Below are 23,778 nucleotides of genomic sequence, written 5' to 3'. Positions count from 1 at the left end.
ACCGAAGCGAAGCGGAGTGGAGAAATCCCTAATATACGTAAGAATAATAGATAAAAACAAAAAACTAGAGATCTCTCCATGCCCTCGCTACCGCTCATTTAGTCGAGATGGAAATAGAACTCTATTACAAACTTCGCCTGAATTAAAATGAAGTTGAGAAAAATGAAGAAATTCCATTATGTAGTTAATAAGTGAAAATACCCAATCCATTTCGACCGAAGCGAAGCGGAGTGGAGAAATCCCTAATATACGTAAGAATAATAGATAAAAACAAAAAACTAGAGATCTCTCCATGCCCTCGCTACCGCTAGTTTAGTCGAGATGGCAATAATACCACACCCATTTCGACTGTAGTGAAACGAAGTGGAATGAAATGGAGAAATCTTTAGCATATACCTAAGCTTGAGAAATTTCCAGCAAAACAATTAAAAAATTATTCGTGAATTAAAATTAATCATAACAAATTGATGATTAAGATATCATAAAGATAGCTTGCAATTCATATAAAGCAAAGTATATTAAACAAGTATGAATTATATATTATACAAATTTATCAAGGAATACACACAAAACTTACAAATTTTAATTATGTTGGTAAATTTCGCTAAAAATAGCCTATTCCTACATAAAGACTATTGTATATTTTGTGGCTAATATGTATAATATTATATGAACAACTTATTAATTTAATATTTAAAAAGTAAGCACGTTTCAAGTAATTGATTCATTCAATGAGTTGTATTCAGTTGTCACATTCTTCGGTAAAATAAATTTGGGGTTAGCGTCTCTAACCATGCTAAGACATCATTTGCCTTGGAAAAAATACTACTGATTCTTTTAAGTATTTTCGGAGTTTTTCGCTAAGGATCACTGTTTGATATTATAATCATTCTAAATTTATAATTAATAATTTACATAATCTATATTAATTATGCGATCATTCTAGAATTGATTATTCTATCAACAATTGCTTTTTCGCAAAAAATTTAATAAAAAGGAGAAAACAAAATATGAAAAAAGCAACAAATAGAATATTGTCATTCTTATCAGCTTTTGCAATGGTTCTAGGAATCCTAGTAGCACCATTCACATCTGCTAATGCTGCTGAAGGTGATGCTGATCCAGCACCAGAAACACCATCTGCTACAAGTGATGTAACTGAAACTTTGACAATCCATAAAATATTAATGGATAAAAAAGCTTTTGGTGACTTTAATGAAGGAACAAAAGGTAAGAATGGTACTGAATTTGATGGTAATAAAATTACTAGTTTACAAGATTTCTTTTTAGCAAAAGATAAAAACAATGAATACGTAGGTTCAGCAAAAGAAATTGAAGGTGTATACTTCAAATTGCAAAAGCCTGCTAAAGACGGAACAGATCCAGACGTAAATAAAGATTCTGACTGGGTAGACCTAGGTGAAGGTTACCAAGGTCTTACAACTGCAAATGGTTTAGAAATAAAAGACGTATCAAAACTAGAAGGAAAATACAGAATTGTAGAAGATTTAACTAAATCTACTTACAAAGGTGAAGATGAAGAAACTCTTGCTGCGGCAAAAGCTGTACCATCAGTAATTACACTTCCATTAGTAAACAATAAGGGTGTTGTAACAGATGCGCACGTATACCCAAAAAACACACAACAAAAACCACAAATCGACAAAAACTTTACAAAAGATTCAGCTTTAGAACACGCTGAAGGATTTGATAAAGCAGAAGAAGGTGCTGGTGCAGATGCTGGTGCTAAATACGAAAACTATGATAAAACAAAAGAGACTGCAAAAGCATATGTTGGTAAAAAAATTCCTTATGAAGTAAAAACAAAAATCCTAAAAGATTCTCACTACAAAAAACTTGTTTGGTCAGATGAAATGACAAAAGGTCTAACATACAATGAAGACCTAACAGTTTCAGGTGCTGGCCTTGCAGAAGCTGACTACAGAGTAGTTGCATCAGAACAAGGATTTGTACTTGAATTATTAAAATCTGGTCTAGACAAAGTTGAAGAAGCAGCAAAAACTTCTGATGTAGAAATCACATTAACATACTCTGCAACAGTAAACAGTGAAGCAGAAGTAGATACACCAGATGACAACATTATCAAACTAGACTACTCAAACAATCCATCAAATGACAATGAGTCAAAAACAGTAAAACCTAAAAACCAAGAAATCAAAGTTACAAAAACTTGGGCTAAGGAAAATACTGTAACAGAAGATGATAAAGACGCAAAAGTTGTTTACATCCTTCAAAAGAAAGATGGAGAAAAATGGACAGATGTAGATTCTGTAACTAAAACATATGATGAAGAAAATCCATCAGAGTCATTCAATCACACATTTACAGGACTAGATGATAACTCAGGATACAGAGTTATAGAAAGAGTTTCAGGATATGCACCAGAATACATCAAAAAAGGTGAAGATGGTGTAGTAGAAATCAACAACGAAAAAGATACAAAAAATCCAAAAACACTTGAACCTACAAAAGTTTCTGTAGTAACAGGTGGTAAAAAATTCGTTAAAACAAATCAAGACGGAAGTGAAAGACTTCCTGGAGCAGAATTTTACGTTAAAAATTCAAAAGGTGAATATTTAGTAAAAGCTGCTCAAAAAGATAACACTGCTGTAACAAATGCTAAAAAAGCATTAGATAATGCTAAAGCAAAATATGATGCATTAAGTCCTGAGGAACAAGAATCTGAAGAAGGTCAACAAGCTAAAGCAGAATTTGATAAAGCACAAGAAGCTTATGATAAAGCAGTTAAAGATAATCTTGGTGCAGGTGAAGGTTATGCTTGGGGCAAAAAAGACGCTACTAATGTTGTATTGTTAAAATCAAATGAACAAGGTCAATTTGAGATTACAGGTCTAGCATACGGCAATGACTACAAATTAGAAGAAGAAACTCCTCCAAAAGGATATGCTAAGCTAGATCCTAAGGAAAAACAACTTAAATTTAAAGTTAAAAAAGGTTCATATTCAACTGAAGATGTAAATATTAAATACAACGCAGCTGATAATGATGAATCAGCTAAACAAATCAAGAACAAGAAAGTAACAATCCCACAAACAGGTGGTATTGGTTCACTAATCTTCATCGTAGCAGGTATAGTTATCATGGCTATAGCATTCGCTATGAAAAGAAGAAACTCTTACGAAGAAGCTTAAGGTTTAGTTAAACTAAGAGAAAAATAAGAAAAAGCAATAAAAGAGAAAGGCTCAGGATAAGCTCCTGAGTCTTTTTTAAGTAATTACTGGAGAATAATATGTCAAAAGAAGAACAAAAGAAATCAAAAAAAATTAGTTGTGATTGTAAAATTGAACTTAAAAATGAAAACTCTAAAGAGATAGAAAATTATAAAGAAAAGTTAAATAACATATATAGTGAATATGAAAAATATAATCCCGATAATTTTTCAAGTAATTGGAAAAAAAATATACACTATTCTGTCAAAAAAACAGATGGAACTTTTGCACTATTATTAATTTTTGTAATTCTATTTATAGCATGTGCTCTAATCAGTAATAAATTGTTTGAATCAATTAAGAAAGATAAAGTAATCATTCTAATAATATTATCAATTCCAATTTTTATATTATTATTTATTCTTAAGCCAATAGAAGAATCTAGGGATATTGGAGATATAATAAGAATTATTGATATACTAGAAGAAAGAAACTTATTTAATTCAAATGAATTAACAAAACTTTCGCTAGCTTCACTAGATATCATCGAAAAACAAGATTCGATTAATAAAAATTTTAGAATATTAACTATTGATAGTTTAATTAATCTTATTGTGCTAATAATTAGTATTACTTTTCCGTTTTACATACAAACTTTATCAGGTGATAGTTTATGTCTTTTTATAGTGTACTCAGTTTTAGCATCTATATTACTTGTTTCGTTATTAGTTATAAAAAATGCAATTATTTCATTTAATTCAAACTCTGGAAAAAATAAAAAAAATGACTTTTATAGGTATATTATTGAAATCCAAGCTATATTTAAAGAAGCTAAATAAATTTATACTAGATCCTTTGAACTATTCTTTAAAATTACTATAATAAGTTATACTAAAAAATTATATCTAATTTGGATAATAAGATAATATTGATAAATATGGTGTTTGATGTTTTTTATTAGCTTGTTTTATAAAAAATATTTGTGAAAAGTGTTTTGCATTTATACTGTAAAATCATTCTATTATAACTTATAAAATATTATTTCTACAAATTTGCTTACAATTGATAATTATAAAAAAGAAGTTGTAGAAGTATTGAGTGATCTCGATTCAACTATAGATGATTTTGAGTATACAAAAAGGAAAGTTAAAGACAAAGTAGGTTATGATTTAGTTATTAAACGCAAAGGTCATAAGTATGATATTTCCTATGAATCTCAAGGTATACGCAAAATTGTAAATTTATTAATAGATATTTTAGGGATATTTGTGGGTAATACAGTACTAATTGATGAGTTGGATTCATCAATAGGTGCTAAAGCTTTAATTAGAATATTTAATAGTATTGTAAATAGCAATAAAAATGTGAAAGGACAGTTGATCATTTCATCGCACAATCTTATTTTGATGGGTTTTGGTTCATTTCATGCAAGTCAACTATATATATTTTCTAAAGATTGTAAATATCAAATTATTATAAGATCTATAGATGATTATGAGCTAAGATATGAAAAAAAGAATCTTCCTTCTTTGTATTTGGACGTATTTGGACGAATCTTTTGAGGTTTATTAAATGAGAAGGGATATTTACTTAAGATACAAATGCAAGTTATTATGCAACGAAAAACACTTTATCGTTCCAAAAATGAAACGCAAAGTGGAACGCAAATTTTACGTTGCAAAACGATAATTTTAAAATACCTTGTATTTAAAATTTTCTCAATCTGGGTATATATTTACTAATATTATAACAGATTACCCGAGGAGGATATTGTGACTGATAAATATGATGAAAAAACTGGGCCTAGTGAAGTAGATCAAAGTAAAAATGCCCATGAAGTTCTTGATAATAGTGAAGATATAGAGAAAAAAGAAAATTCTGAGAATCATAGTAAAGATATTGACAAAAAACTAGATCGTGGAGAAGAGATATATACTGGTTTTGGCTTTGATAATAGCAGGGATAATGATAATAAGCTTACTGATGATTTGCAAACAGAAAAAATTGATACTATAGCTGTAAATAAAGTAGCTAATAATTCTACAGATAGTAAGATTGTAGAAAAAGAAATTTATAAAGCGTCTACTGACGAATCTATAGTTGAAGATAATAATGTTAAGGCTGTGCCTGTAAAAGCAATTGAAAGAGAAGATATTAATCCAAGTACTTCTAGTAAGAAAAATACTACTAATAATTCGACAATTGTGATAAAATCTGACGGTAAAAATATTAAAAGCCAAAATAATGAAAATAAGTCTGTCAGATCACAAGAAAAAGTATTTTATAAAGATAATATAAAAAATAATTACAATGAATCAAAAAAAGATAATTCTACAATTGTAATTAAAACTAATGGGAATATCAAAAAGGACATTGAAGCTCCAAGTAAAGATAAAATTGTTCAAGATAAAGAAAGAGCAAATTATCAAGATAAGGTAGATTCTAATTATAATGACTTGAGTAGAGAAAGAAAATCAGTGAATTACAAGGAAATACCAGAAGATACTAAAGTTGTAATAAAGGCTGATAACGGAGATATTAATTATAAAGAAAATCACATAGAAAGTGGATATAATAGAGTAAATAAGGACTCCAAATTAATTGAAAATAATGATAGATATACTCGCCGTAATCATAAGGTGTTAGATTTCCCTGTAAATGAATCTAATGTCAAAGGGCAAGTACCAGCAGATTATCAATTGAAAAGTACTTATTATTCTAATGATCCTAGACCAAATACTTTATATAATACGCCTGAGTCAGTTTATAAAAATTACAATACCTTATCAATAAAGAAACACTACAAAGCAAAGAAAAAGGCAAATAGAAGAGGAATTTCTCTAAAAAAAGTTGCTATAGGTGTTGCAGCAGTTGCTGGTATTGCCTTGATTTTATTGCCTGAAGATGATGATAGTTCTTTTAGGTTTTAAATTGTAATTAAGTTAATAAGAGTTGTTATAAAAAGGGGACGAGCTTTTGCTCGTCTTTTTGATTTATACGAGTATAATAGATTTCTCCATTTCGCTCCACTACGTTTCGCTACAGTCGAAATGGATTGGGGTATTAACCATGAATTACCATCTCGACCGAACGAAGTAAGCGGAGAGATCTCAATAGGCTATAAGTTTTAAAATTTACTTACTATTAGGAATAAAGAGATTTCTCCATTTCGCTCCACTGCGTTTCGCTACAGTCGAAATGGATTGAGGTATTAACCATGAACTACCATCACGACCGAACGAAGAGAGTGGGGAGATCTATTAATATCTATTTATACCATTCTAGGGACAAGTCTTTCCATTCTGGATTTATTGAATTAATTAGCTTATTTTTCTTATTTCTATTCCATTTCTTTATTTGCTTTTCTCTAGCTAGGGCAGAATCGTAGTCATCTATCCATTCATAATATACTAGCTTATAACAGTTATATTTATCGGTGAAACTGCCTTTTGCTAGGTGGTTTTTGTGCTCGTATAATCTTTTTTCTAGATCATGGGTCATACCTATGTATACAGTTGAATCTGTTTTGTTTGATACTATATATACGTAGTAATCGTTAGACATGTTATTTGCTCCTTTATATAATTAACTGCGTTGGATTGAGATTTCTCCGCTTCGGTCGAAATGGATTGAGGTATTAACCATGAACTACCATCACGACCGAACGAAGTAAGCGGAGAGATTCCAATCCTATATTTATATATTTCTGATTTATATAAATAAAGAGATTTCTCCATTTCGCTCCACTACGTTTCGCTACAGTCGAAATGGATTGAGGTATTAACCATGAATTACCATCACGACCGAACGAAGTGAGCGGAGAGATCTCAATAGGCTATAAGTTTCAAAATTTACTTACTATTAGGAGTAAAGAGATTTCTCCATTTTGCTCCACTACGTTTCGCTACAGTCGAAATGGATTGGGGTATTAACCATGAATTACCATCTCGACCGAACGAAGTAAGCGGAGAGATCTCAATAGGCTATAAGTTTTAAAATTTACTTACTATTAGGAATACAAGAGATTTCTCCATTTCGCTCCACTGCGTTTCGCTACAGTCGAAATGGATTGAGGTATTAACCATGAACTACCATCTCGACCGAACGAAGTGAGCGGAGAGATCTCAGTTGCTTTAAGTTTCATATTATTACTTACTATTAGGAATAAAGAGGTTTCTCCGTTCCAGTTGAAATGGGAAGATTGAGTATACTAATTTTCATTTGTATTAAAAGTTTTCTTATTTAAAAGCATTAATAAAAAATGTAATTACAATAGGATTAAAGAAGTTTACTGCTATAGCTAGCACTATTGGGAAGACGAACATTGCAACGTCTGCGGGTCCTTCTTCTTCTATAATTGCTTCCATATTTGCAATGGCATTTGGTGTTTGTCCTAGTCCTACTCCACAATGTCCAGCTACCATTACTGCTGCATCGTAATCTCTACCTGTAATGTTAAAGGTAACTAGGCTTGTGTATATTGATATAAATATTGCTTGAGCAAACATGATTATAAACATTGGTAGGGCTAGATCGAGTATTGCACTTATGTCTAAATTTATAAGACTTAAGGCTAGGAAAAGATTTAGAGAGATGTTTCCTAAAATCTCAACATTATTTATCTTTACATCTTTTTTGAATCCGTCATATATATTTCTTACTACAAGTCCTCCAAATTGACAGCCTACATAGTATGGGAAATTGATGCTTGTATGTCCTAAAAGTTTATTGATAAATGTTCCTAAAAATGATGCTAGAGCAATTATTATGATTGCTTGCATTAGACTTTGCTGGTTAATTTCTTTTTTGACTTCTTCTTTATTTCTTTCTAATAAAATGCCCTTTGATTTTAGATTATTGTTACGGATTAGTCTTTTTGCTGTTGGACCTCCTACCAAAGAGCCTATTAAAAGTCCAAAGGTTGCAGCTGCTACTCCTATTGTCGTATTATTAGTTGCTCCATAGCTTTCCATAATCTTCCCAAAGCTTACTGCAGAGCCTATACCTCCTGTCATAGATGTGGAACCCATAGCTATGCCATGAAGTGGATTAATGCCTAAAACATAAGAAAGTCCTACTCCTATAAGATCTTGAAGTGGTAAAAGTATAATAATTGCTATGGCAAGTTTTAGACCTAACCAACCACTTTTCTTAAGAACTTTAAAACTGCATGACAGACCTATACAGGTAAAGAATATGTTCATGAAAAAGTCTTGAATAATTTCATCGAATTTTATAAACAAAAGTCCACTTTGACTCAGTATTAGGTTTATAATACTAATAATTAGTCCTCCTATTACAGGAGAAGGAATAAAGAATTTTTTGAAGAATTCTACTTTATTTTTAATTGATTGCCCTAGGATAAAGGCTATTATTGCTACACCTAGGGATTGTAAAATATCTAGTTCGATTTGCATATATACCTCTTTTTTAAAAATTTCTATTAACTATTATATAAGAAAAACTTTGAAATAGGTAGTATATATTATATAATTAAGAGTGATTGGAGAGAAGATGAAGATTATATTTTTTATAGCACTGTTTGCTATATTCTATGCTATGATTGGTTATCCTTTAACTCTTATCATTTTAGATAAGATATTAAAGAGAGATAATGAAAAGGATTTAACTTATAAACCTTTTGTATCAATCATAATTTCAGCTTATAACGAGGAAAAAGTTATAGAAAAAAAATTAGAAAATATTATACAAAGTACATATCCTTCTTATGAAGTGATAGTTGCTAATGATGCGTCAAGTGATAGGACAGTTGCTTTAGTAGAAGAGTTTATAGCGACTCATCCTCAGTATGATATCAAGGTTAATACTGTAAAAAATCATCTCGGTAAGACTAATGCTCAGGATGAAGCGGTGGATGTTGCAAAAGGAGAGATTATAGTTTTCTCTGATGCTAATTCTATGTTTAAAGAGGATGCTATTGATCAACTTGTAAGCTATTTTACAGATGATTCTATAGAGTATGTATGTGGATCATTAATCTATGCTAAGGATGATGATGTAGCATCTGCAGTGGCTGAAAATTCCTATTGGGACTTTGAGCTTGGTATGAGGGAAATTGAGTCAAAAATAGAAACTATTGCTGCAGGCAATGGGGCTATTTATGCTGTAAGGAAGAAAGATTATAGACACTATGACTTGGTAAGTAGCCACGATTATGAAATGCCTTTATATGCAGGTCTTAATAAAAAAAGAGCCCTGTACAATCCAGATGCTATAGCAGTTGAAAAGGCAGGACAGACAGCCGAGGATGAGTATAAGAGAAAAGTTAGAATGCAAAGAAGGATTCTATCAAATATATTTACCAACCTAAAAAGACTAAATATTTTTAAGTATGGTTGGTTTTCTTTCTTTCACTTTAACCACAAGACTCTAAGGTTTTTACAAGCTTTTAACCATATAGTATTGTTTATATCAAATTTAGCTTTGATAAATGCGGGTATATTTTATAGGGTATTTTTTATAGGACAAGTGATTTTCTTTATACTCGCAATAATTGGAAAACTTACAGGAACTTCAAATAAAGTTTTATATTTCCCGTACTATTATACGATGATGATGACAGCTCAACTTAAAGGTGCCCACAATCAGGTCACAGGCAAGAGCAAAGCTACTTGGGAAAAGGCTGAGACTACGAGGGTTTAATATGGATATAGAGATTCTAATATCGACAATGAATGAGGAGTCTATAGATTGTTATAAGAGATTTAACCTAGAAACAGATGCTCTTATAATAAATCAGACAGACTACAATGCCTATGAAGAAATCGACACTGGTGATTATAAAGTAAGGATGATTTCATCAGATACTAGAGGACTTGGTATTAGTAGAAATCTTGCTATACTTAATTCAAGATCAGATATTTTAGTTTTTGCAGATGATGATGAAGTATTTGAAAGTGGCTATTCTAAAAAGATTAAAGATGAATTCTTAGCTCATCCAAATGTGGATTTTTTCATATTTAAAACTATAATATATCAAGATGGCAAAGAAATTGTAAAGGTTAAAGAAGAGAAAGATCTTTCGATATATAATTCTCTAAGATACGGATCAGTGCATTTTGTATTTAAAAAAGAAAGTATAAGGCGAAACAATATTTCAATTTCTACGTATTTTGGTGCAGGAACTGGCAATGGATCTGGAGAAGATAGCTTATTTATAAGAGATTGCCTTAAAGTAGGTCTTAAGCTTAGGACAAGTACAAAACTTATAGCAAAGGTCTACAATGATGAATCAACCTGGTTTACAGGTTATGATGAGAAGTTTTTCTATGATAAAGGAATGCTATCTCGTGCTCTTTTTCCTAAGACTTATAAACTATATATAGAACAATTTTTGAGACGACATAAGGAAATTACAGAAAAGATAAACATTAAAGAGGCTCGTAAGTTCATGCTAGCGGGTGCGAATGAATTTGGAGGAAAGAATGGAAAATAAAAGATCCTTATTTTCAGCAATCCCATCAGCTATTATTTTTGGGATAATAATTGGAATGGTAACCTACTTTGGTTTGAATTTTGGTGGATACAAAGAATATCAGGCCCAATCAAAGGTAGTTACAACTAATATAGAGAATATCAATGATGCAGCTGCAACATCAGCAACCTATGCTGCAACAGTCAATAGTCAAAAGATTAAGCAAAAAACACTAGAAACGCTTAAAATTGACTGGCCTACTAGTAAGCTTGACAATAAGCTAGAGATCAGTCCTGTTGAAAATTCATCAATTATTGACATTGTTGTTACAGATAATAATAAACTAAGAGCAGAGGATTTGGCTGATCAATATGCTGATTATACTGTAAGAGTTTTAAATAATATATATAATTCTGGGGCCAAGGTTATGGAGTATTCATATGGATCTGCTAGCCAACTAGACAATACTTTAAGATACGCCTTATTTACAGGTGGTTTAGGATTCTTACTTTGGGCTATTTTTGATATGATTCATATAAATAATACTAACAAAAAATTAGGAGCAAACACAGAAAAAACGTCTGAAGAACTTACTGAAGTAAGAGAAGTTAAAGACAAACCTATTAAAAGAATAAAGAAAGCTCAAGGAAAGAAGATTAGCAAAGAAGCTTCTAATGATTCAGTAAGTTATGAAAGTGGATCAACTCAAGTAATTGATAAAAAAGAAATAGAAAATGCTTCTGAGGACAATGTGTCATCTAGCAAATATGAAGTTTTAGGTAGAATTCCTTCTTATGAAAAAGGAGACTTAGATGTTTAGAAAAAAAGTAGATGAAAACAGAGAAATACTTTTGCAATCTTTTTATAATCTAGAAGATAGACTTACAGAAAAGTTAGGGACTGATCTTGTAACAGTTGCATTTACTGCATCAAGTGAGAAAGCTCAAAAAATAGAAAGTTTAGTGACTCTATCTCGTCATTTGGTAGAAGATGGGGATAGGGTTCTATTGGTAGATGCTAATCTACGTGATAATGAGTTGGCAAAAGTAACTGAAAATAATAAGGACAAGGGATTTATAGATATTATTCTTGGAGATTATTCTATAGATGATGCTGTAGTGACTGATCCTAACTATGAGGATTTATCCTATATTTATACAGGAGATGTTGCAAGTCATGCGGATAAGTACCTAGACTCCGAAGCGATAAAAGAATTTTATACAAATGCACATGATAGATATGACTATGTATTTATAAATCTTACGGCAAATAGAGATATACCAGAAGCAAATATGTTTGCGGCTAAATCTGACGGAGTGGTTGTATTTTCAAGCTATGATTTAAGCAATAGTCCACAAACATTTGAATCTATCAAGCAATTAGAAAAAGAAAATGCAAATATATTAGGAATCATAATAACAGATTATATGTATGCTGAAGATGAAATCGATGAATTATTTGGAGGGGCCGATGAATAATAAATTTAAGATAGTAGCTATTTTAAGTTTAATTTTAGCAACAACAGCTTGTTCTTCTGATGACAATTATGTGTCTGTGAGACATCCTAAAGGTGAAGCTCAACAAGAAGTAACAGATGAGTCCTTAGAAAAAAAATCAAATGTGGATTCCAAAGAGAATACGGACACAGTAAATACTCAAACAGAAGAAAATGCTGATAATACTCAAGGGACTGACAGCGATTCGAGTGATAGCGGTGATGGTGTTATGTATACTGTAGAAAACGTAGTAAATGTAAGAGTAGCTCCAAGCGAAAGCTCAAATGTCATGACTACAGTAGAAGCAGGAGATGAGATACTAAAGCTAGGAGAATCCGATGATTGGTCAAGGATATCTATAGATGGTCAGACAGGCTATATTAGAAGCGATTTATTGGTAGCTAAATAAATTAAATATTGATTATTAATAATCTGAGATTTCTCCACTTCGGTCGAAATGGTTAGAGGTTAGATTTCTCCACTCTGGTCGAAAAGATCAATGGAGTTTAATTATCTATCTCGACCGAACGAAGAGAGTGGAGAGACCTCAATTAGCTATGAGTTTTAAATTTACTTACTATTACGAATACAAGAGATTTCTCCATTTCACTCCACTATCGCTTAGCTCCAGTCGAAATGGGTTGGGGTATTAACCATGGATTACCATCTTGTCCGAACGGAGTGAATGGAGCGCTCTCTATTTTAATAGCTATAGCAAGTAGAAGGAAGTTATGGAAATTTTACTTATAAAAAATATGATATGGCCAGCCCTTATGACAGTGGCTATTATTAGCTTCTTAGACTATATTTTAGATAGAAAAAAAATGAAAAGGTATATAGCTATAGCTTTCACTATGATAGGTATTATCGCTATGGTTTATTTTATGGTTAATAATAGTGAATATAAATTTTTGCAGATATTTTTATTTATGTTTCTATTATCCATATCATTAGTTATACTTGCATTAAAAAAAAGAATAGATGCTTTTACCATGATTGGCATAATTCTTATGCTTGTCATGCTAATTTTACTTTTGAGAACTAATTTAATATAAAATGGGGCTGGTGCAAAACTATGAATATTTATCGTTCCATCATCAGAAGGCACTCTTAGGAAATTTTTTATATAGCCTGTAGGCTCGTGGATACAAAATTTCTATAGAGCTTGTTCTTTTAATGATTTTGGGACGATTTGTTCATTCTGCAACAGCCCATTTTGTTAATTTATTTATTATTTTTCAGCTGCATCAACTATTAATTGAAGGTAACCAGCTGTATCAACTAATGTCGCACCTGATACTGCTTCTATAGCTTCACCTGGTTTGGCATCTGCTATTACATCTTTGACTTCATTTATAGTTTTTCCTGCAACAAAGTTTTCGATTGCTTCAAAGTTTTCTTTGATTGATTTTGTAGCTTTAGCCTTATCTTTCATAAGAGTGGAATAAGCTTCATCATTTTCTAGTTTACTTCCTAGAACAATATTATCTTTTGCATAGCTTTTAGCAAAGTCACTTTTAACATCTAATTTTGTTTTGCCTGCTTCAAGATATTGATATTCATCAATACTTGCTGCTATAATCTTATCTCCTTCAAGAGCAACTACAGCATTTCCAAAGCTTTTTTCTCCATGAGGAGCTCCTATAGCATATTTTAATGTTATATCATCTGGATTTTCGGCTGTACCACTTATAGTGAACATATCATCTTTTGCTGTGTCAACAACGTATTTTAATAGTTCAGGTGTAGATTTGAATGTTGCTCCAGTTAAAGCATCAATAATTTCTTCATCTTCATTATTAGAGATGAAATCTTCAAGCTCATCTATGGTTTTACCTTTCACATAGTCTATAATGGCATTGTAGTTATCCATTAGTGTAGCTTCCCCACCAGCTTCTTTCATTTCATCAGAGTAGAGCTCTTCGTTATCAATTTTTGAAGCTAGGATTCTACCTTCTTTTACACCTTCACCAAATTCTTTATCTGAGTTTGGGACACCTTTGTATTCAGAATTTTTGTCAAAAAACTGATATTCATCAATAAAGGCATCTACAATTTTATCACCACTTGTTGCTACTACTATAGTTGGGAAAGATCTACCTTCAGTGGCTGGATAAGCTCTGTGAAGAACAACATTTCCTTCTTCTGTAGAAGATTCGTCTGCTGTTTTTTCATCGTTTTTTTTATCTTCTTTGTCAACATTTTCTGTATTTTCATCATCATTATTTTCCGAATTTTTATTTTCAGTAGTTTCTTTAGAATCGGTTGTATCTTCTTTTTCATCTGTAGTTTCAGTTGTTTCTTTATCTTTACTTTCTTCTACAGCTGGCTCATTTTTATCATCCTCTTTGTTGTTATCGTTTGCGCACCCTGCAAATACCATAGATGTTGCTAGCATAATAGCTAGTAAATTACCTCTTTTTTTCAAATATACTTCTCCATTTTAATAATATATATTGTTAGATAATTATCTTTCTATATTCAATTATATTATAAATTATAACGTTTTCAACTATTTAATATAAATATGTTATTTTAGGGTATAAAGGTTTATATAGTTAATAAGGAGATATTATGCAAGTTAATGTGGATAAGAAACAAGCATTGAAAATAGCTGTAAGAAGCTTTGAGATATGTAAGAGGAATGAAGCAAAGCCTATTAGAGATGAATTTTTAAGTAAATATAAGAATATATTAAAAGAGCTAGGATCAGCATTTGGTTTATTAGAATATAATGCTATAGATAAATCATATATATATTCTGTTGGATTTGAACTTTCTGATGATAACCTAATAAAGGAAAATAGATTTAGAACTTACGAACTAGATGAGTCCATATACTTAGAAGTAGGCGTTGATGGTGAAAACTTGGAAGAAGCCTATGATTATGTTTATAAAGAGTATTTTCCAAATAAAAAATATTTTCATGGCTTAGGGCCAGATATAGAATTTTATCAATATGATATTAAAGAAGATAAAATAGGTAATATGAAATTATTTATTTGCCTAAAGGAAAATCCTCATGCTGTAGGAGTTAGGGAGGTCTGATATATGAAAAAGTTAATCTTCATAGTGGTCATATTTTTGGGATTGAGTTCTTGCTCCATACATGAAAGTGATCAGACAGATCAAAAATTATTTTATGGTGATACATTGGTTAAAGGACGTGGTCTTAGAGATAGGGAAAAAATAGATAGTGGATTTATTTATAACTATGAAGAAGACGAAGAGTGCGAAGATTGTCAAATATTATATTAGGCAAAAAAGTGGGTATATATTAATAAACAAAAGGAGAGTATTATGTCAAAATTAAAAACATTAACAAATTTAGCTAAATTGAATCACAAATTAGGTCTTTTAGATGCAGGAGATGTAGTAAATCTTGCAACAACAGCTTATAAAGTAAAACATTTTGATCCAAAAGATCATATGCCAGAATGGGAGATCTTTGAAGACGAAGAATACGAGAGAGCAGAAAGAAGAAAAACTATACTTATAGCAGGGGCAGCAGCAGGAGCCGCTTACTGGATTTATAAAAATGCACCAGCTATAAAGGAAGCTACAAGTCAGACAAAAAAACTATCAGCTGAAACTGATAGAGGAGAAGAAATAATCGATGATGTAGCTGATAAGAGCAAAAAAGCTTACAGGGATATTAAAGCAAAAGGTCAAGATATTTCACAAGAAGCCAAAGAAAAAGGTGAAGAATTTAAAGAAAAGGGCGAAGATATAGCAGAAGATGCTAAAGAAAAGGGAGAAAAAGCAAAAGATAAGGCAATAGATAAAGGTGCGGACCTAGCAGATGATGTAGCTGATAAAGCTAAAGATGCTAAAAAAGATATTAAAAAATTAAAATAATATTATAGAGTAGACATTTTGAGCTGAGTCCTTCAATCCTTATTATTGATTTTGGGGTTCAGCTCATTTAGTTGTTTTTATTTTATATTTCTTCTAAAAATCCTTCTATATCACTATTACTTGTCCTATAAGTGCTTACAAAGCGACCTACATTGTTGTTATCTCTTTTGCCCATAAGTTCAAATTTTGCTATTTTTTGGAAACTATCTACTTTTTCATCACTTAATTTTACAAAAACTTGATTAGATTCAAATGGGTAAGCCAATTCATATCCGTTAGATGTAAAACCTTCTGCTAGTTTTTTGGCCATTTTATAGGCGTGCGTTGCTCCTTCTAGGTATCCATTTTCTTTAGAAAATACTGTTTCAAACATTATCCCACTTACAAAACCTTTCGCCATAAGTGAAGATTTTTGCTTTTGTAGGTTGATAAAGTTTCTCTTTAATTCATTGTTTACTATGACAAGGGCTTCTCCATATAGTAAGCCATTTTTTGTTCCTCCTAGATAAAAAATATCACATAGGTTGCTTAGATCAGATAAAGTATAATCACATTTTTCACTTGCCAATGCGTGGGCTATTCTTGCTCCATCCATAAATAGATACATATCATGTGATTTACAAAAGTCATAAATTTCTTCTATTTCATCTCTTATATAGACTTCTCCAAGCTCTGTTGTATTTGATATATAGACTTTTTTAGGAACTGTTACATATTCACTGTTAAAGTGAGAGTATTTTTCCTCTAGGAGTTCTAAGCTTAGTTTACCATTATCTGAATTTATAGTTTCTATCTTTAGACCTGTTGCTTCAATAGAACCAGCTTCATGGCCTTCTATATGTCCAGTGCTTACTGAAATTATTGAGTCTTGTTGATTCATTCCACAGGCAAGACCTAAAACATTTGCGCCGGTGCCTCCAGGAATAAAGTGTATATCTACATTATCGTTTTTTAAAGCTTTTTTTATTAGATTTCTGGCATTTTCACTATGGCTATCAAAACCATAGCCTAAGTTATACTCATCTTGTGCATTTAATAGAGCTTGAAGAATATCTTTTCTTCCAATATCATTATAATCATTTACAAAAAAATACATTTTATTCTCCTTTTGCTGGGTTTTTAAGTGATTCATTTATTGATTTTTCTAATAGTTTTAGATAAGCTTGGTAGGCATCCTGCTTTCCATAAAAATGTACCCCATCTGTTCCTTGGTAGTATTCAGGATGGGCAATGCCTTCTTTTTCCCATTCCATGAGGGTTATGAAATCATATTTTTTAGCTATTTTTTTCATAGCAACGCTTACTCTATGGGGTTGGTCGTAGCGGTTATCATAACATGTAATTAGTATTAGTCTTTTACCTTTTGGTAGAGTTTCTACAATTTTTTTAAGACTCTCATAAGGTTCTACTTGGGCATTGGTACCTAAGGCAATTATTACTATTTGTCCTAGGTTTCCTTCGCTTTTCATTTGTTTCATTAAGTCTGAACCGCTTTCTAGAGGGCGACTTCCTTCCGCATTTACATAAAGCTTATTAATACTTTCTTGGAGTAGTTCTCTATTTCCTAAGATTACACTATCGCCAAGTAATGTTATAGTAGGGCCATTAGCGTTTTTATCTAAAGAAAAGCCGTTATTCTCCTCTTCTATTATATCAACTTGACTCTTATCTAGTTTAATTTTTTCTATATCTTGGAGTATAGATTCTTTTAGTATTTCTTTTTCTAGGCCAACCATATCACTAGATGCATTAGATATAGTATGGGCTAGACTAAAACTTACTATTATCATCAAAATTATGCTTATTTGAAATACAACTCTGTACTTCTCATAGTTGATCTTTTTTGTATTCCTATCTTTAATAATTGGTCTAACCTGTTTGTTGTTAAAGATTGGCTCAAAGATATGGTAGTTAAATAATACCAACAATATCGTTATAAGAATTGATAGTAGTAAGCCCTTAGTATCTGGTACAAAGCTTGATACTATAACAAAACTTGGCCAGTGGAATATATATAATCCATAAGTATAGTCAGAAAATCTTTTCATAATCTTGTCTTCATATAAATTTTTGTTTGAATAAGCTACAATTATCATGATAGAACTTATAAGGTCAGTTAAAAGAAATCCTACACAATAAGTAATCTTACTATCATAAGATAAAGTTAGAGCAAGTATTGCTATAAGTCCTGTACAAATGAGGGTGATTTTGTTGTAAGGCAGTTCTTTAATAGAAAATCTTTTTATAAATGAAGCTAATAAACTACCTATTACAAAAGAGCCCATGCGTGTAAGGTCAAAGAAGTAAACAAAGCCTGTATTTATGTTTTTATTTAGAGTTAGTATAAACGTTAATATATATGATATTAAGTAAAGTATTAGACAAATATCCATAAAATTAGACGAAAATTTACGTTTAAAGGCTCTATTATTTTCATTTTTCTTACAAATAAGAAGTAAGATTAAAGGCCAGATTATATAAAAGTGTACTTCTATGGCAAGTGACCAAGTATGCATAAAAAGTTGCCTTATAAATTGACTTTCATAGGAGCCTCCTCTAAGAATTTCAAAATAGTTGTAATTAAAGGAGAAAGCTGATATAAATTGGTCAAAATACCTTACTGTATAATCTTTATTTATGCTTATAGCAAAAAGTGTCGTAAGAAACAGCATAAGCAGTACTGGGGGGAATATCCTTATAAATCTTTTAAAATAAAAGTTTTTGATATCAATTCTCTTAGTTTCATGTATCTCATCTATCAAATGATAGCTTATGAGAAATCCTGAAAGTACAAATAGAATATTAACTCCTAAAAATCCAGCGGGTAAAACCTCGGGAAAGAAGTGATAGGATAAAACTAATAGTATAGCAAAGACGCGTATAAAATCTAATCCCTTAATTTTCATTGTCATCATCCATTTCTTTCCACTTACCATCTATCTTTCTATAAGAATTGCCATTTTTTAAAAAGACTGTAATATTAGAATTGCCTTTTTTCTTATCAAAATTTGCTATATACATATAATCATCTCCCTTGAATAGACCAGGACCATCAAATCTACTATCCTTAAATGCTCCAGAAAAAGTACCGTCAGAGCTTTTAAGGCTTGATCTACCTTGGAATTTATTTTTCTTTATAGTACCTGTGTAATATAGGTTTTCACCTAGTTTATAATCTTTAACTTCTTTTTTAAAATTACTAGATATTATATAAAATAAAGATATTACCATAATAATAGCTAAACCTATGCTCATCTTTGATAAAAATCTTTTATTATCCATGACACCTCCTTAAAATATCACAATTTTCATTATGGGTATATTATATCAAAAGGAAGAGGTTTTTTTATGAAATATATATATAAACAAATTGAAAAAAGTAACGATGTTGTTTTAAGAGGGGTCTTAAATACTCCAGATGATTTTGATGAGAATAAAAAGTATCCTACTGTAATATATTTTCATGGATTTGCAGATGATAGAAATGGTTTACAATTTATGAATATTCAAAATTCAAAATATATTACTGCGAATGGATATATAGTATTTAGATTTGATTTTTCAGGTTGCGGAGAATCTGATGGAAGTTTTTTTGATATAGACCTATCTCGTGAAATTGAAGAAGCTAAAATGATACATGATTTTGTAGAAAAGCAAACTTATGTAGATAGTAATAATTTGTTTTGGAAGGGACATTCTATGGGTGGAGCAGTTGCTACTGCTATAGCAGGTTATAAGAAACCTAAGGCACTTTCACTGTTTTCTCCAGCAGCTGACTTTAGTGCAGAAGAAAATTCATTAATGGATTCACTGCTTAAGACCTTTAGGTCATCCTATAATAGAAAAGATGGAGATGATGTAGGAGGACTAAAAATAAGTGATGAATTTATAGCTGATGTCACCTCTTACGACTTGTACGCAGAAGCTAAGAAGTATGATGGTCCAGTACAAATATTAAGAGGAGATGAGGATGACATTATATCAAAAAAATCCAATGAAAAATTAAACAAGTCTTTCAAAAATGCAATTTATAAGGAAATTGAGGGAACCGATCATACATTCTCAGATTATTCCCAAAGATTAGAAAGCTTTGAATTGATGTATGACTTTTTTGAAGCAAATAGAGATTAAATGTATATTTACGAAGAGGTTGTTGCAGAATTAATAAATCGTCTCAAAGCCATTAAGAACCTCTATGGAAATTCTGCCTTAATGAGCTAGCAGGTTATGTAAAAATTTTCTAAGAGAAGCTTCTAATAATAGGACTATAACTATTCATAATTTTTCAACAACCATTCTTAATGCATTTATAAATTTAGAATCAAGCTAAATTATTTTTATAGATTATTGGGATCTTTATAAATAATTTATAAAAATCATGTACATTAATTATTTATTTTTTGCAAGTTTAATTTAAATGTGTAGATTTAGGCATTGAGGAGAAAAATAAAAATAAAATATGATATTGATTATCATTATTTTATGTGGTATACTTTATACACAATAAAGAACCGCAAAACTTTATTTATATTTTAATATTTTATAAAAAATCTTGGTTTATATATAAAAAGTTCTATAATAACTCTGTATATAGCTAATATTAAAAGTACATTATAGAAACTTTACATGTGAGGAGGATTAATGACGAAATCATTAAAAGAAGCAAGTATAGGTGAAACCTTAACTATCGAAAAAGTTAACGGTCATGGACCTTTTAAGAGAAGAATATTAGATATGGGTCTTACTAGGGGAACTGAGCTTTATGTAAGAAAAGTGGCTCCTCTGGGTGATCCTTTACAAGTAAGTCTTAGAGGTTATGAGCTTACAATAAGAAAAGAAGATGCAGAAAATATTTTAGTGGAGGAAGCATGAGCTATACAGTAGTCCTAGCAGGTAACCCTAATTCTGGGAAAACTACACTTTTTAATGCATTAACAGGATCAAATCAAAGAGTGGGTAACTGGCCAGGGGTTACAGTTGATAAAAAAGAAGGAAATCTAAAAGGACATAGTGATATAACAATCCAAGATTTACCAGGTATTTATTCTTTATCACCTTACACTCTAGAGGAGAAAGTAGCTCGTGGATACTTAATTGAGCATAGACCAGATTTGATTGTAAATCTTGTTGACGCATCAAATCTTATAAGAAACTTATATCTTACAAGTCAGCTTATAGAACTTGGTATACCTACTATCATAGTTTTAAATATGATGGATATAGTAAGGAATAGGGGAGATGAAATTGATAAGAAAGCTCTATCAGACTTACTAGGATGTCCTGTAGTAGAAGTTATTGCTAGTAAAGAAAAGGGTGTGGATACCCTTATTAAAGAGGTAGTTCATACTATGGATAATGATTATTATCCAAATCCTATGGATTATTCCTATGATCTTGAAAATAAGCTTGCTGATATAAGAAATACAATAGATCCTTATGTAAGTGATGATCTTAGAAGGTTTTATACTATAAAAGCTTTTGAGGATGATACTGCTATGATCAATAAAATAAAGCTATCAAAAGAAGATAGTGATAAAGTAGCGGAGATTCGTAAGGACTGTGAGCGATATTTTGATGAAGATGCTGAATCGATTATAACTAATGAAAGATATCAAAGATTAGATGCTTTAAGCGATAGGGTTCTTACTAAACATGAATCAAAATTATCAAAAACTGAGAAGATTGATAATGTAGTTACATCAAGGATCTGGGGTCTACCGATTTTTGCCCTAACAATGTTTTTGGTATATTCTCTATCAGTATTTAAGTATTCACCAGGAACAATAGGTACTGACGCTGTCAATGGATTATTTGAAGATACTTTGGTACCTGGAGCAGCTAGCTTGTTAGAGTCAATTAATATAAATCAGATGCTAATAGGATTGGTAACTGATGGAATGCTTGCTGGTGTAGGTGCAGTTTTGGGCTTTTTACCACAAATGATGGTACTATTTGCTTTACTATCCTTACTTGAAGATATAGGATATATGTCAAGGGTTGCTTTTATAATGGATAGACTCTTTAGAAACTTTGGTCTTTCAGGAAAGTCATTCATACCAGCTATGATTTCTACAGGTTGTGCTGTTCCAGGTATACAAGCTTCTAGAACTATTGAAAATGATAGGGATAGAAGAATAACCATAATGACAACTTCATTTATGCCTTGTTCAGCAAAACTTCCTGTAATTGCTCTTATAGCAGGAGCATTTTTCCCAGAACATAGAGCTTTAGTTACCTTCAGCTTTTATATTATAGGTATAGCAGCTATTATAATGAGTGGTGTTATCTTAAAGAAATTTAAAAAATTCCAATCTGATCCATCACCATTTATAATGGAGCTACCTCTTTATCATGCACCAAGAGCAAAGTCAGTTTTAAGAGATGTATGGAATAAGACAAAAGCTTATATCAAACGTGCTGGAACTATTATTCTATTATCTGCAGTGTTAATCTGGTTTTTAACTAACTTTACCTTTAAGCTTAACTTAGCAGCAGAAGATGGAAGCAATTCAATCCTAGGTGTAATAGGTTCTTTCATTGCTTTTATATTTGCTCCACTTGGTTTTGGTACTTGGAAAGCCGTTGTGGCTACAATATCTGGATTTATTGCCAAAGAAAATATAGTATCAACCATGGGTGTACTACTAGGTTTAGGTGGGGAAGTTACAGAAGATAGTAATGCCTTACTAGCAGCATTTAATACTGCTATAGGTTCACCAATTGCAGGATATGCATTCTTATTATTTAATATGTTATGTATGCCATGCTTTGCAGCTGTTGGAGCTATAAAAACAGAAATGGGTGATACTAAATGGACTTGGTTAACTGTTGGATATCAAATGGGATTTGCTTATGCGATTACATTCATTTTCTACCAATTTGCAAGACTTATAGCATATAAGACATTCACTCCAGCAACTATAGTAGCAATTATAGTCTTAATAGCATTGCTTTACTTACTATTAAGGCCAGATAATTCTATAAAAGAAAATAAGTCTTATAGAACAGAACTAGCCCACAATTAGGAGGTAAATATGAACTTACAATCATGTATACTATTGATACTTATACTCTTATTATGCTCATATATAGTATATATTAGATTTATAAAAAATGATGCAGAAGGGGGGTGCAAAGATTGCCCAGGGCATAATCCACAAAAAGGGTTCAATAAAAATAAATTTTAATTAAAAATTGAAAGAAGTTATTGTTATATATTAGTGAATTATTAATCTAACACTCCTATGGTAAGATTATAATTTACTAATATATAATAACTTCTTTCAAAAAATTTTGATAGATGTTGATAATGAGTATCGTTATCTGATACTAAAATAATAATTAATATACAAAGGAGAATTAATATGTCAAAAGTTGCAGTAATTTATTGGTCAGGAACAGGTAATACAGAGAATATGGCAAACGCTATTTTTTCTAGATTAAAAGAGAAAAATGTAGAGGCAGATTTGTTTGAAGTAAGAGGTTTTGATATTTCTACTTTAGCAGATTATGATGGATTTGCCTTTGGATGTCCAGCTATGGGAAGTGAAGAACTAGAGGAAGCTGAATTTGAACCAATGTTTGAGTCAGTTGAAAACAAACTAGATAACAAGCCAGTAGTTATTTTTGGTTCATATGAATGGAATGATGGACAATGGATGCTTGATTGGCAAGAAAGATGTAAGAATGATGATATAAATCTAGCAGCTGATGGCCTTGCTGCCTATGGTAATCCAGAAGATGATGATATTAAAGCTTGCTATAATTTAGCTGATAGTTTAAGCAGCAAATTATAAGG

General features: G+C 31.0%; 24 protein-coding genes. 18 read left to right on the top strand and 6 right to left on the bottom strand.

The window, feature by feature from the left end; genetic code table 11:
* Nucleotides 1-1,010: 1,010 nt before the first annotated feature.
* The 4 genes from J2Z39_RS05575 to J2Z39_RS05560 all read left to right on the top strand — a co-directional run bounded on the left by J2Z39_RS05575 (nucleotide 1,011) and on the right by J2Z39_RS05560 (nucleotide 6,121).
* Complete coding sequence (locus J2Z39_RS05575; RefSeq protein ID WP_209814168.1) at nucleotides 1,011-3,173, top strand: pilin N-terminal domain-containing protein; 2,163 nt, start codon at nucleotides 1,011-1,013, stop codon at nucleotides 3,171-3,173.
* Nucleotides 3,174-3,271: 98 nt separating this feature from the next.
* The gene (locus J2Z39_RS05570) at nucleotides 3,272-4,030 is read left to right on the top strand and encodes a hypothetical protein (RefSeq protein ID WP_209814166.1); all 759 of its coding nucleotides are present in this window, start codon (nucleotides 3,272-3,274) and stop codon (nucleotides 4,028-4,030) included.
* Nucleotides 4,031-4,285: 255 nt separating this feature from the next.
* Nucleotides 4,286-4,753, top strand: coding sequence for an AAA family ATPase (locus J2Z39_RS05565; RefSeq protein WP_209814164.1), 468 nt, complete (start codon nucleotides 4,286-4,288; stop codon nucleotides 4,751-4,753).
* Nucleotides 4,754-4,963: 210 nt separating this feature from the next.
* Complete coding sequence (locus J2Z39_RS05560) at nucleotides 4,964-6,121, top strand: hypothetical protein (RefSeq protein WP_209814162.1); 1,158 nt, start codon at nucleotides 4,964-4,966, stop codon at nucleotides 6,119-6,121.
* A gap of 337 nt (nucleotides 6,122-6,458) precedes the next feature.
* Here the strand turns inward: J2Z39_RS05560 and J2Z39_RS05555 are convergent, their stop codons facing one another.
* Both J2Z39_RS05555 and gltS read right to left on the bottom strand, forming a co-directional pair.
* Nucleotides 6,459-6,755: a GIY-YIG nuclease family protein gene (locus tag J2Z39_RS05555; RefSeq protein WP_117521855.1), complete on the bottom strand. Its 297-nt coding sequence runs from the start codon at nucleotides 6,753-6,755 to the stop codon at nucleotides 6,459-6,461.
* A 674-nt stretch (nucleotides 6,756-7,429) separates the two neighbouring features.
* Entirely contained in the window at nucleotides 7,430-8,608 is a 1,179-nt protein-coding gene (gltS, locus tag J2Z39_RS05550; RefSeq protein ID WP_209814161.1) for a sodium/glutamate symporter, read from the bottom strand.
* A 97-nt stretch (nucleotides 8,609-8,705) separates the two neighbouring features.
* On the opposite strand from gltS, the gene J2Z39_RS05545 reads away from it, so the two are divergent.
* The 6 genes from J2Z39_RS05545 (at nucleotide 8,706) to J2Z39_RS05520 (ending at nucleotide 13,177) form a co-directional block, all read left to right on the top strand.
* Entirely contained in the window at nucleotides 8,706-9,854 is a 1,149-nt protein-coding gene (locus J2Z39_RS05545) for a glycosyltransferase (RefSeq protein WP_209814159.1), read from the top strand.
* Nucleotide 9,855: 1 nt separating this feature from the next.
* Nucleotides 9,856-10,647, top strand: a complete 792-nt coding sequence (locus tag J2Z39_RS05540; protein ID WP_117521852.1) for a glycosyltransferase family 2 protein — start codon at nucleotides 9,856-9,858, stop codon at nucleotides 10,645-10,647.
* Nucleotides 10,637-11,446, top strand: a complete 810-nt coding sequence (locus J2Z39_RS05535; protein WP_117521851.1) for a YveK family protein — start codon at nucleotides 10,637-10,639, stop codon at nucleotides 11,444-11,446. The genes J2Z39_RS05540 and J2Z39_RS05535 overlap by 11 nt, the downstream gene beginning before the upstream one ends.
* The gene (locus J2Z39_RS05530; RefSeq protein ID WP_209814157.1) at nucleotides 11,439-12,104 is read left to right on the top strand and encodes an AAA family ATPase; all 666 of its coding nucleotides are present in this window, start codon (nucleotides 11,439-11,441) and stop codon (nucleotides 12,102-12,104) included. Before J2Z39_RS05535 ends, J2Z39_RS05530 begins: the two co-directional genes overlap by 8 nt.
* Nucleotides 12,097-12,531 (top strand): SH3 domain-containing protein, encoded by a 435-nt coding sequence (locus tag J2Z39_RS05525; protein WP_209814155.1) that lies wholly within the window; start codon nucleotides 12,097-12,099, stop codon nucleotides 12,529-12,531. Before J2Z39_RS05530 ends, J2Z39_RS05525 begins: the two co-directional genes overlap by 8 nt.
* Before the next feature lie 322 nt (nucleotides 12,532-12,853).
* The gene (locus J2Z39_RS05520) at nucleotides 12,854-13,177 is read left to right on the top strand and encodes a hypothetical protein (protein ID WP_117521848.1); all 324 of its coding nucleotides are present in this window, start codon (nucleotides 12,854-12,856) and stop codon (nucleotides 13,175-13,177) included.
* Between the two features lie 176 nt (nucleotides 13,178-13,353).
* On the opposite strand, the gene J2Z39_RS05515 is transcribed toward J2Z39_RS05520, so the two are convergent.
* Nucleotides 13,354-14,550, bottom strand: a complete 1,197-nt coding sequence (locus J2Z39_RS05515) for a peptidoglycan-binding protein (protein WP_245325705.1) — start codon at nucleotides 14,548-14,550, stop codon at nucleotides 13,354-13,356.
* Between the two features lie 146 nt (nucleotides 14,551-14,696).
* Here J2Z39_RS05515 and J2Z39_RS05510 point away from each other — a divergent pair, with 146 nt between their 5' ends.
* The 3 genes from J2Z39_RS05510 to J2Z39_RS05500 are packed head-to-tail and all read left to right on the top strand — an operon-like array spanning nucleotide 14,697 to nucleotide 15,980.
* Nucleotides 14,697-15,170, top strand: coding sequence for a GyrI-like domain-containing protein (locus tag J2Z39_RS05510; RefSeq protein WP_117521847.1), 474 nt, complete (start codon nucleotides 14,697-14,699; stop codon nucleotides 15,168-15,170).
* 3 nt (nucleotides 15,171-15,173) lie between these two features.
* Nucleotides 15,174-15,380, top strand: coding sequence for a hypothetical protein (locus J2Z39_RS05505; protein ID WP_117521846.1), 207 nt, complete (start codon nucleotides 15,174-15,176; stop codon nucleotides 15,378-15,380).
* 42 nt (nucleotides 15,381-15,422) lie between these two features.
* Entirely contained in the window at nucleotides 15,423-15,980 is a 558-nt protein-coding gene (locus J2Z39_RS05500; protein ID WP_209814153.1) for a hypothetical protein, read from the top strand.
* An 82-nt stretch (nucleotides 15,981-16,062) separates the two neighbouring features.
* Here the strand turns inward: J2Z39_RS05500 and J2Z39_RS05495 are convergent, their stop codons facing one another.
* Genes J2Z39_RS05495 through J2Z39_RS05485 form a run of 3 tightly spaced genes read right to left on the bottom strand, consistent with a single transcriptional unit; the run spans nucleotide 16,063 to nucleotide 19,262 of the window.
* On the bottom strand, nucleotides 16,063-17,076 hold the full coding sequence (locus tag J2Z39_RS05495; RefSeq protein WP_209814151.1) for a threonine aldolase family protein: 1,014 nt from the start codon (nucleotides 17,074-17,076) through the stop codon (nucleotides 16,063-16,065).
* Nucleotide 17,077: 1 nt separating this feature from the next.
* Nucleotides 17,078-18,886, bottom strand: coding sequence for an acyltransferase family protein (locus J2Z39_RS05490; protein ID WP_209814150.1), 1,809 nt, complete (start codon nucleotides 18,884-18,886; stop codon nucleotides 17,078-17,080).
* Nucleotides 18,876-19,262: a hypothetical protein gene (locus J2Z39_RS05485; RefSeq protein ID WP_117521842.1), complete on the bottom strand. Its 387-nt coding sequence runs from the start codon at nucleotides 19,260-19,262 to the stop codon at nucleotides 18,876-18,878. Before J2Z39_RS05485 ends, J2Z39_RS05490 begins: the two co-directional genes overlap by 11 nt.
* A gap of 66 nt (nucleotides 19,263-19,328) precedes the next feature.
* Between J2Z39_RS05485 and J2Z39_RS05480 the strand changes: the two genes are divergently transcribed.
* From J2Z39_RS05480 to J2Z39_RS05460, 5 genes are all read left to right on the top strand, one after another.
* Nucleotides 19,329-20,111 (top strand): alpha/beta hydrolase family protein, encoded by a 783-nt coding sequence (locus J2Z39_RS05480; RefSeq protein ID WP_209814148.1) that lies wholly within the window; start codon nucleotides 19,329-19,331, stop codon nucleotides 20,109-20,111.
* Between the two features lie 510 nt (nucleotides 20,112-20,621).
* The gene (locus J2Z39_RS05475; RefSeq protein ID WP_117521840.1) at nucleotides 20,622-20,852 is read left to right on the top strand and encodes a FeoA family protein; all 231 of its coding nucleotides are present in this window, start codon (nucleotides 20,622-20,624) and stop codon (nucleotides 20,850-20,852) included.
* The gene (gene feoB, locus J2Z39_RS05470; protein ID WP_209814146.1) at nucleotides 20,849-23,005 is read left to right on the top strand and encodes a ferrous iron transport protein B; all 2,157 of its coding nucleotides are present in this window, start codon (nucleotides 20,849-20,851) and stop codon (nucleotides 23,003-23,005) included. Before J2Z39_RS05475 ends, feoB begins: the two co-directional genes overlap by 4 nt.
* Nucleotides 23,006-23,014: 9 nt before the next feature.
* Complete coding sequence (locus tag J2Z39_RS05465) at nucleotides 23,015-23,167, top strand: FeoB-associated Cys-rich membrane protein (protein ID WP_209814145.1); 153 nt, start codon at nucleotides 23,015-23,017, stop codon at nucleotides 23,165-23,167.
* Nucleotides 23,168-23,344: 177 nt separating this feature from the next.
* Complete coding sequence (locus J2Z39_RS05460; RefSeq protein WP_117521837.1) at nucleotides 23,345-23,776, top strand: flavodoxin; 432 nt, start codon at nucleotides 23,345-23,347, stop codon at nucleotides 23,774-23,776.
* Nucleotides 23,777-23,778: the final 2 nt, after the last annotated feature.

This window comes from Anaerococcus nagyae (assembly GCF_017874535.1).
GTDB lineage: Bacteria > Bacillota > Clostridia > Tissierellales > Peptoniphilaceae > Anaerococcus > Anaerococcus nagyae.
The sequence above is the reverse complement of the archived record's forward strand: the minus strand, read 5'-3'. Positions and strand labels throughout refer to the sequence as shown.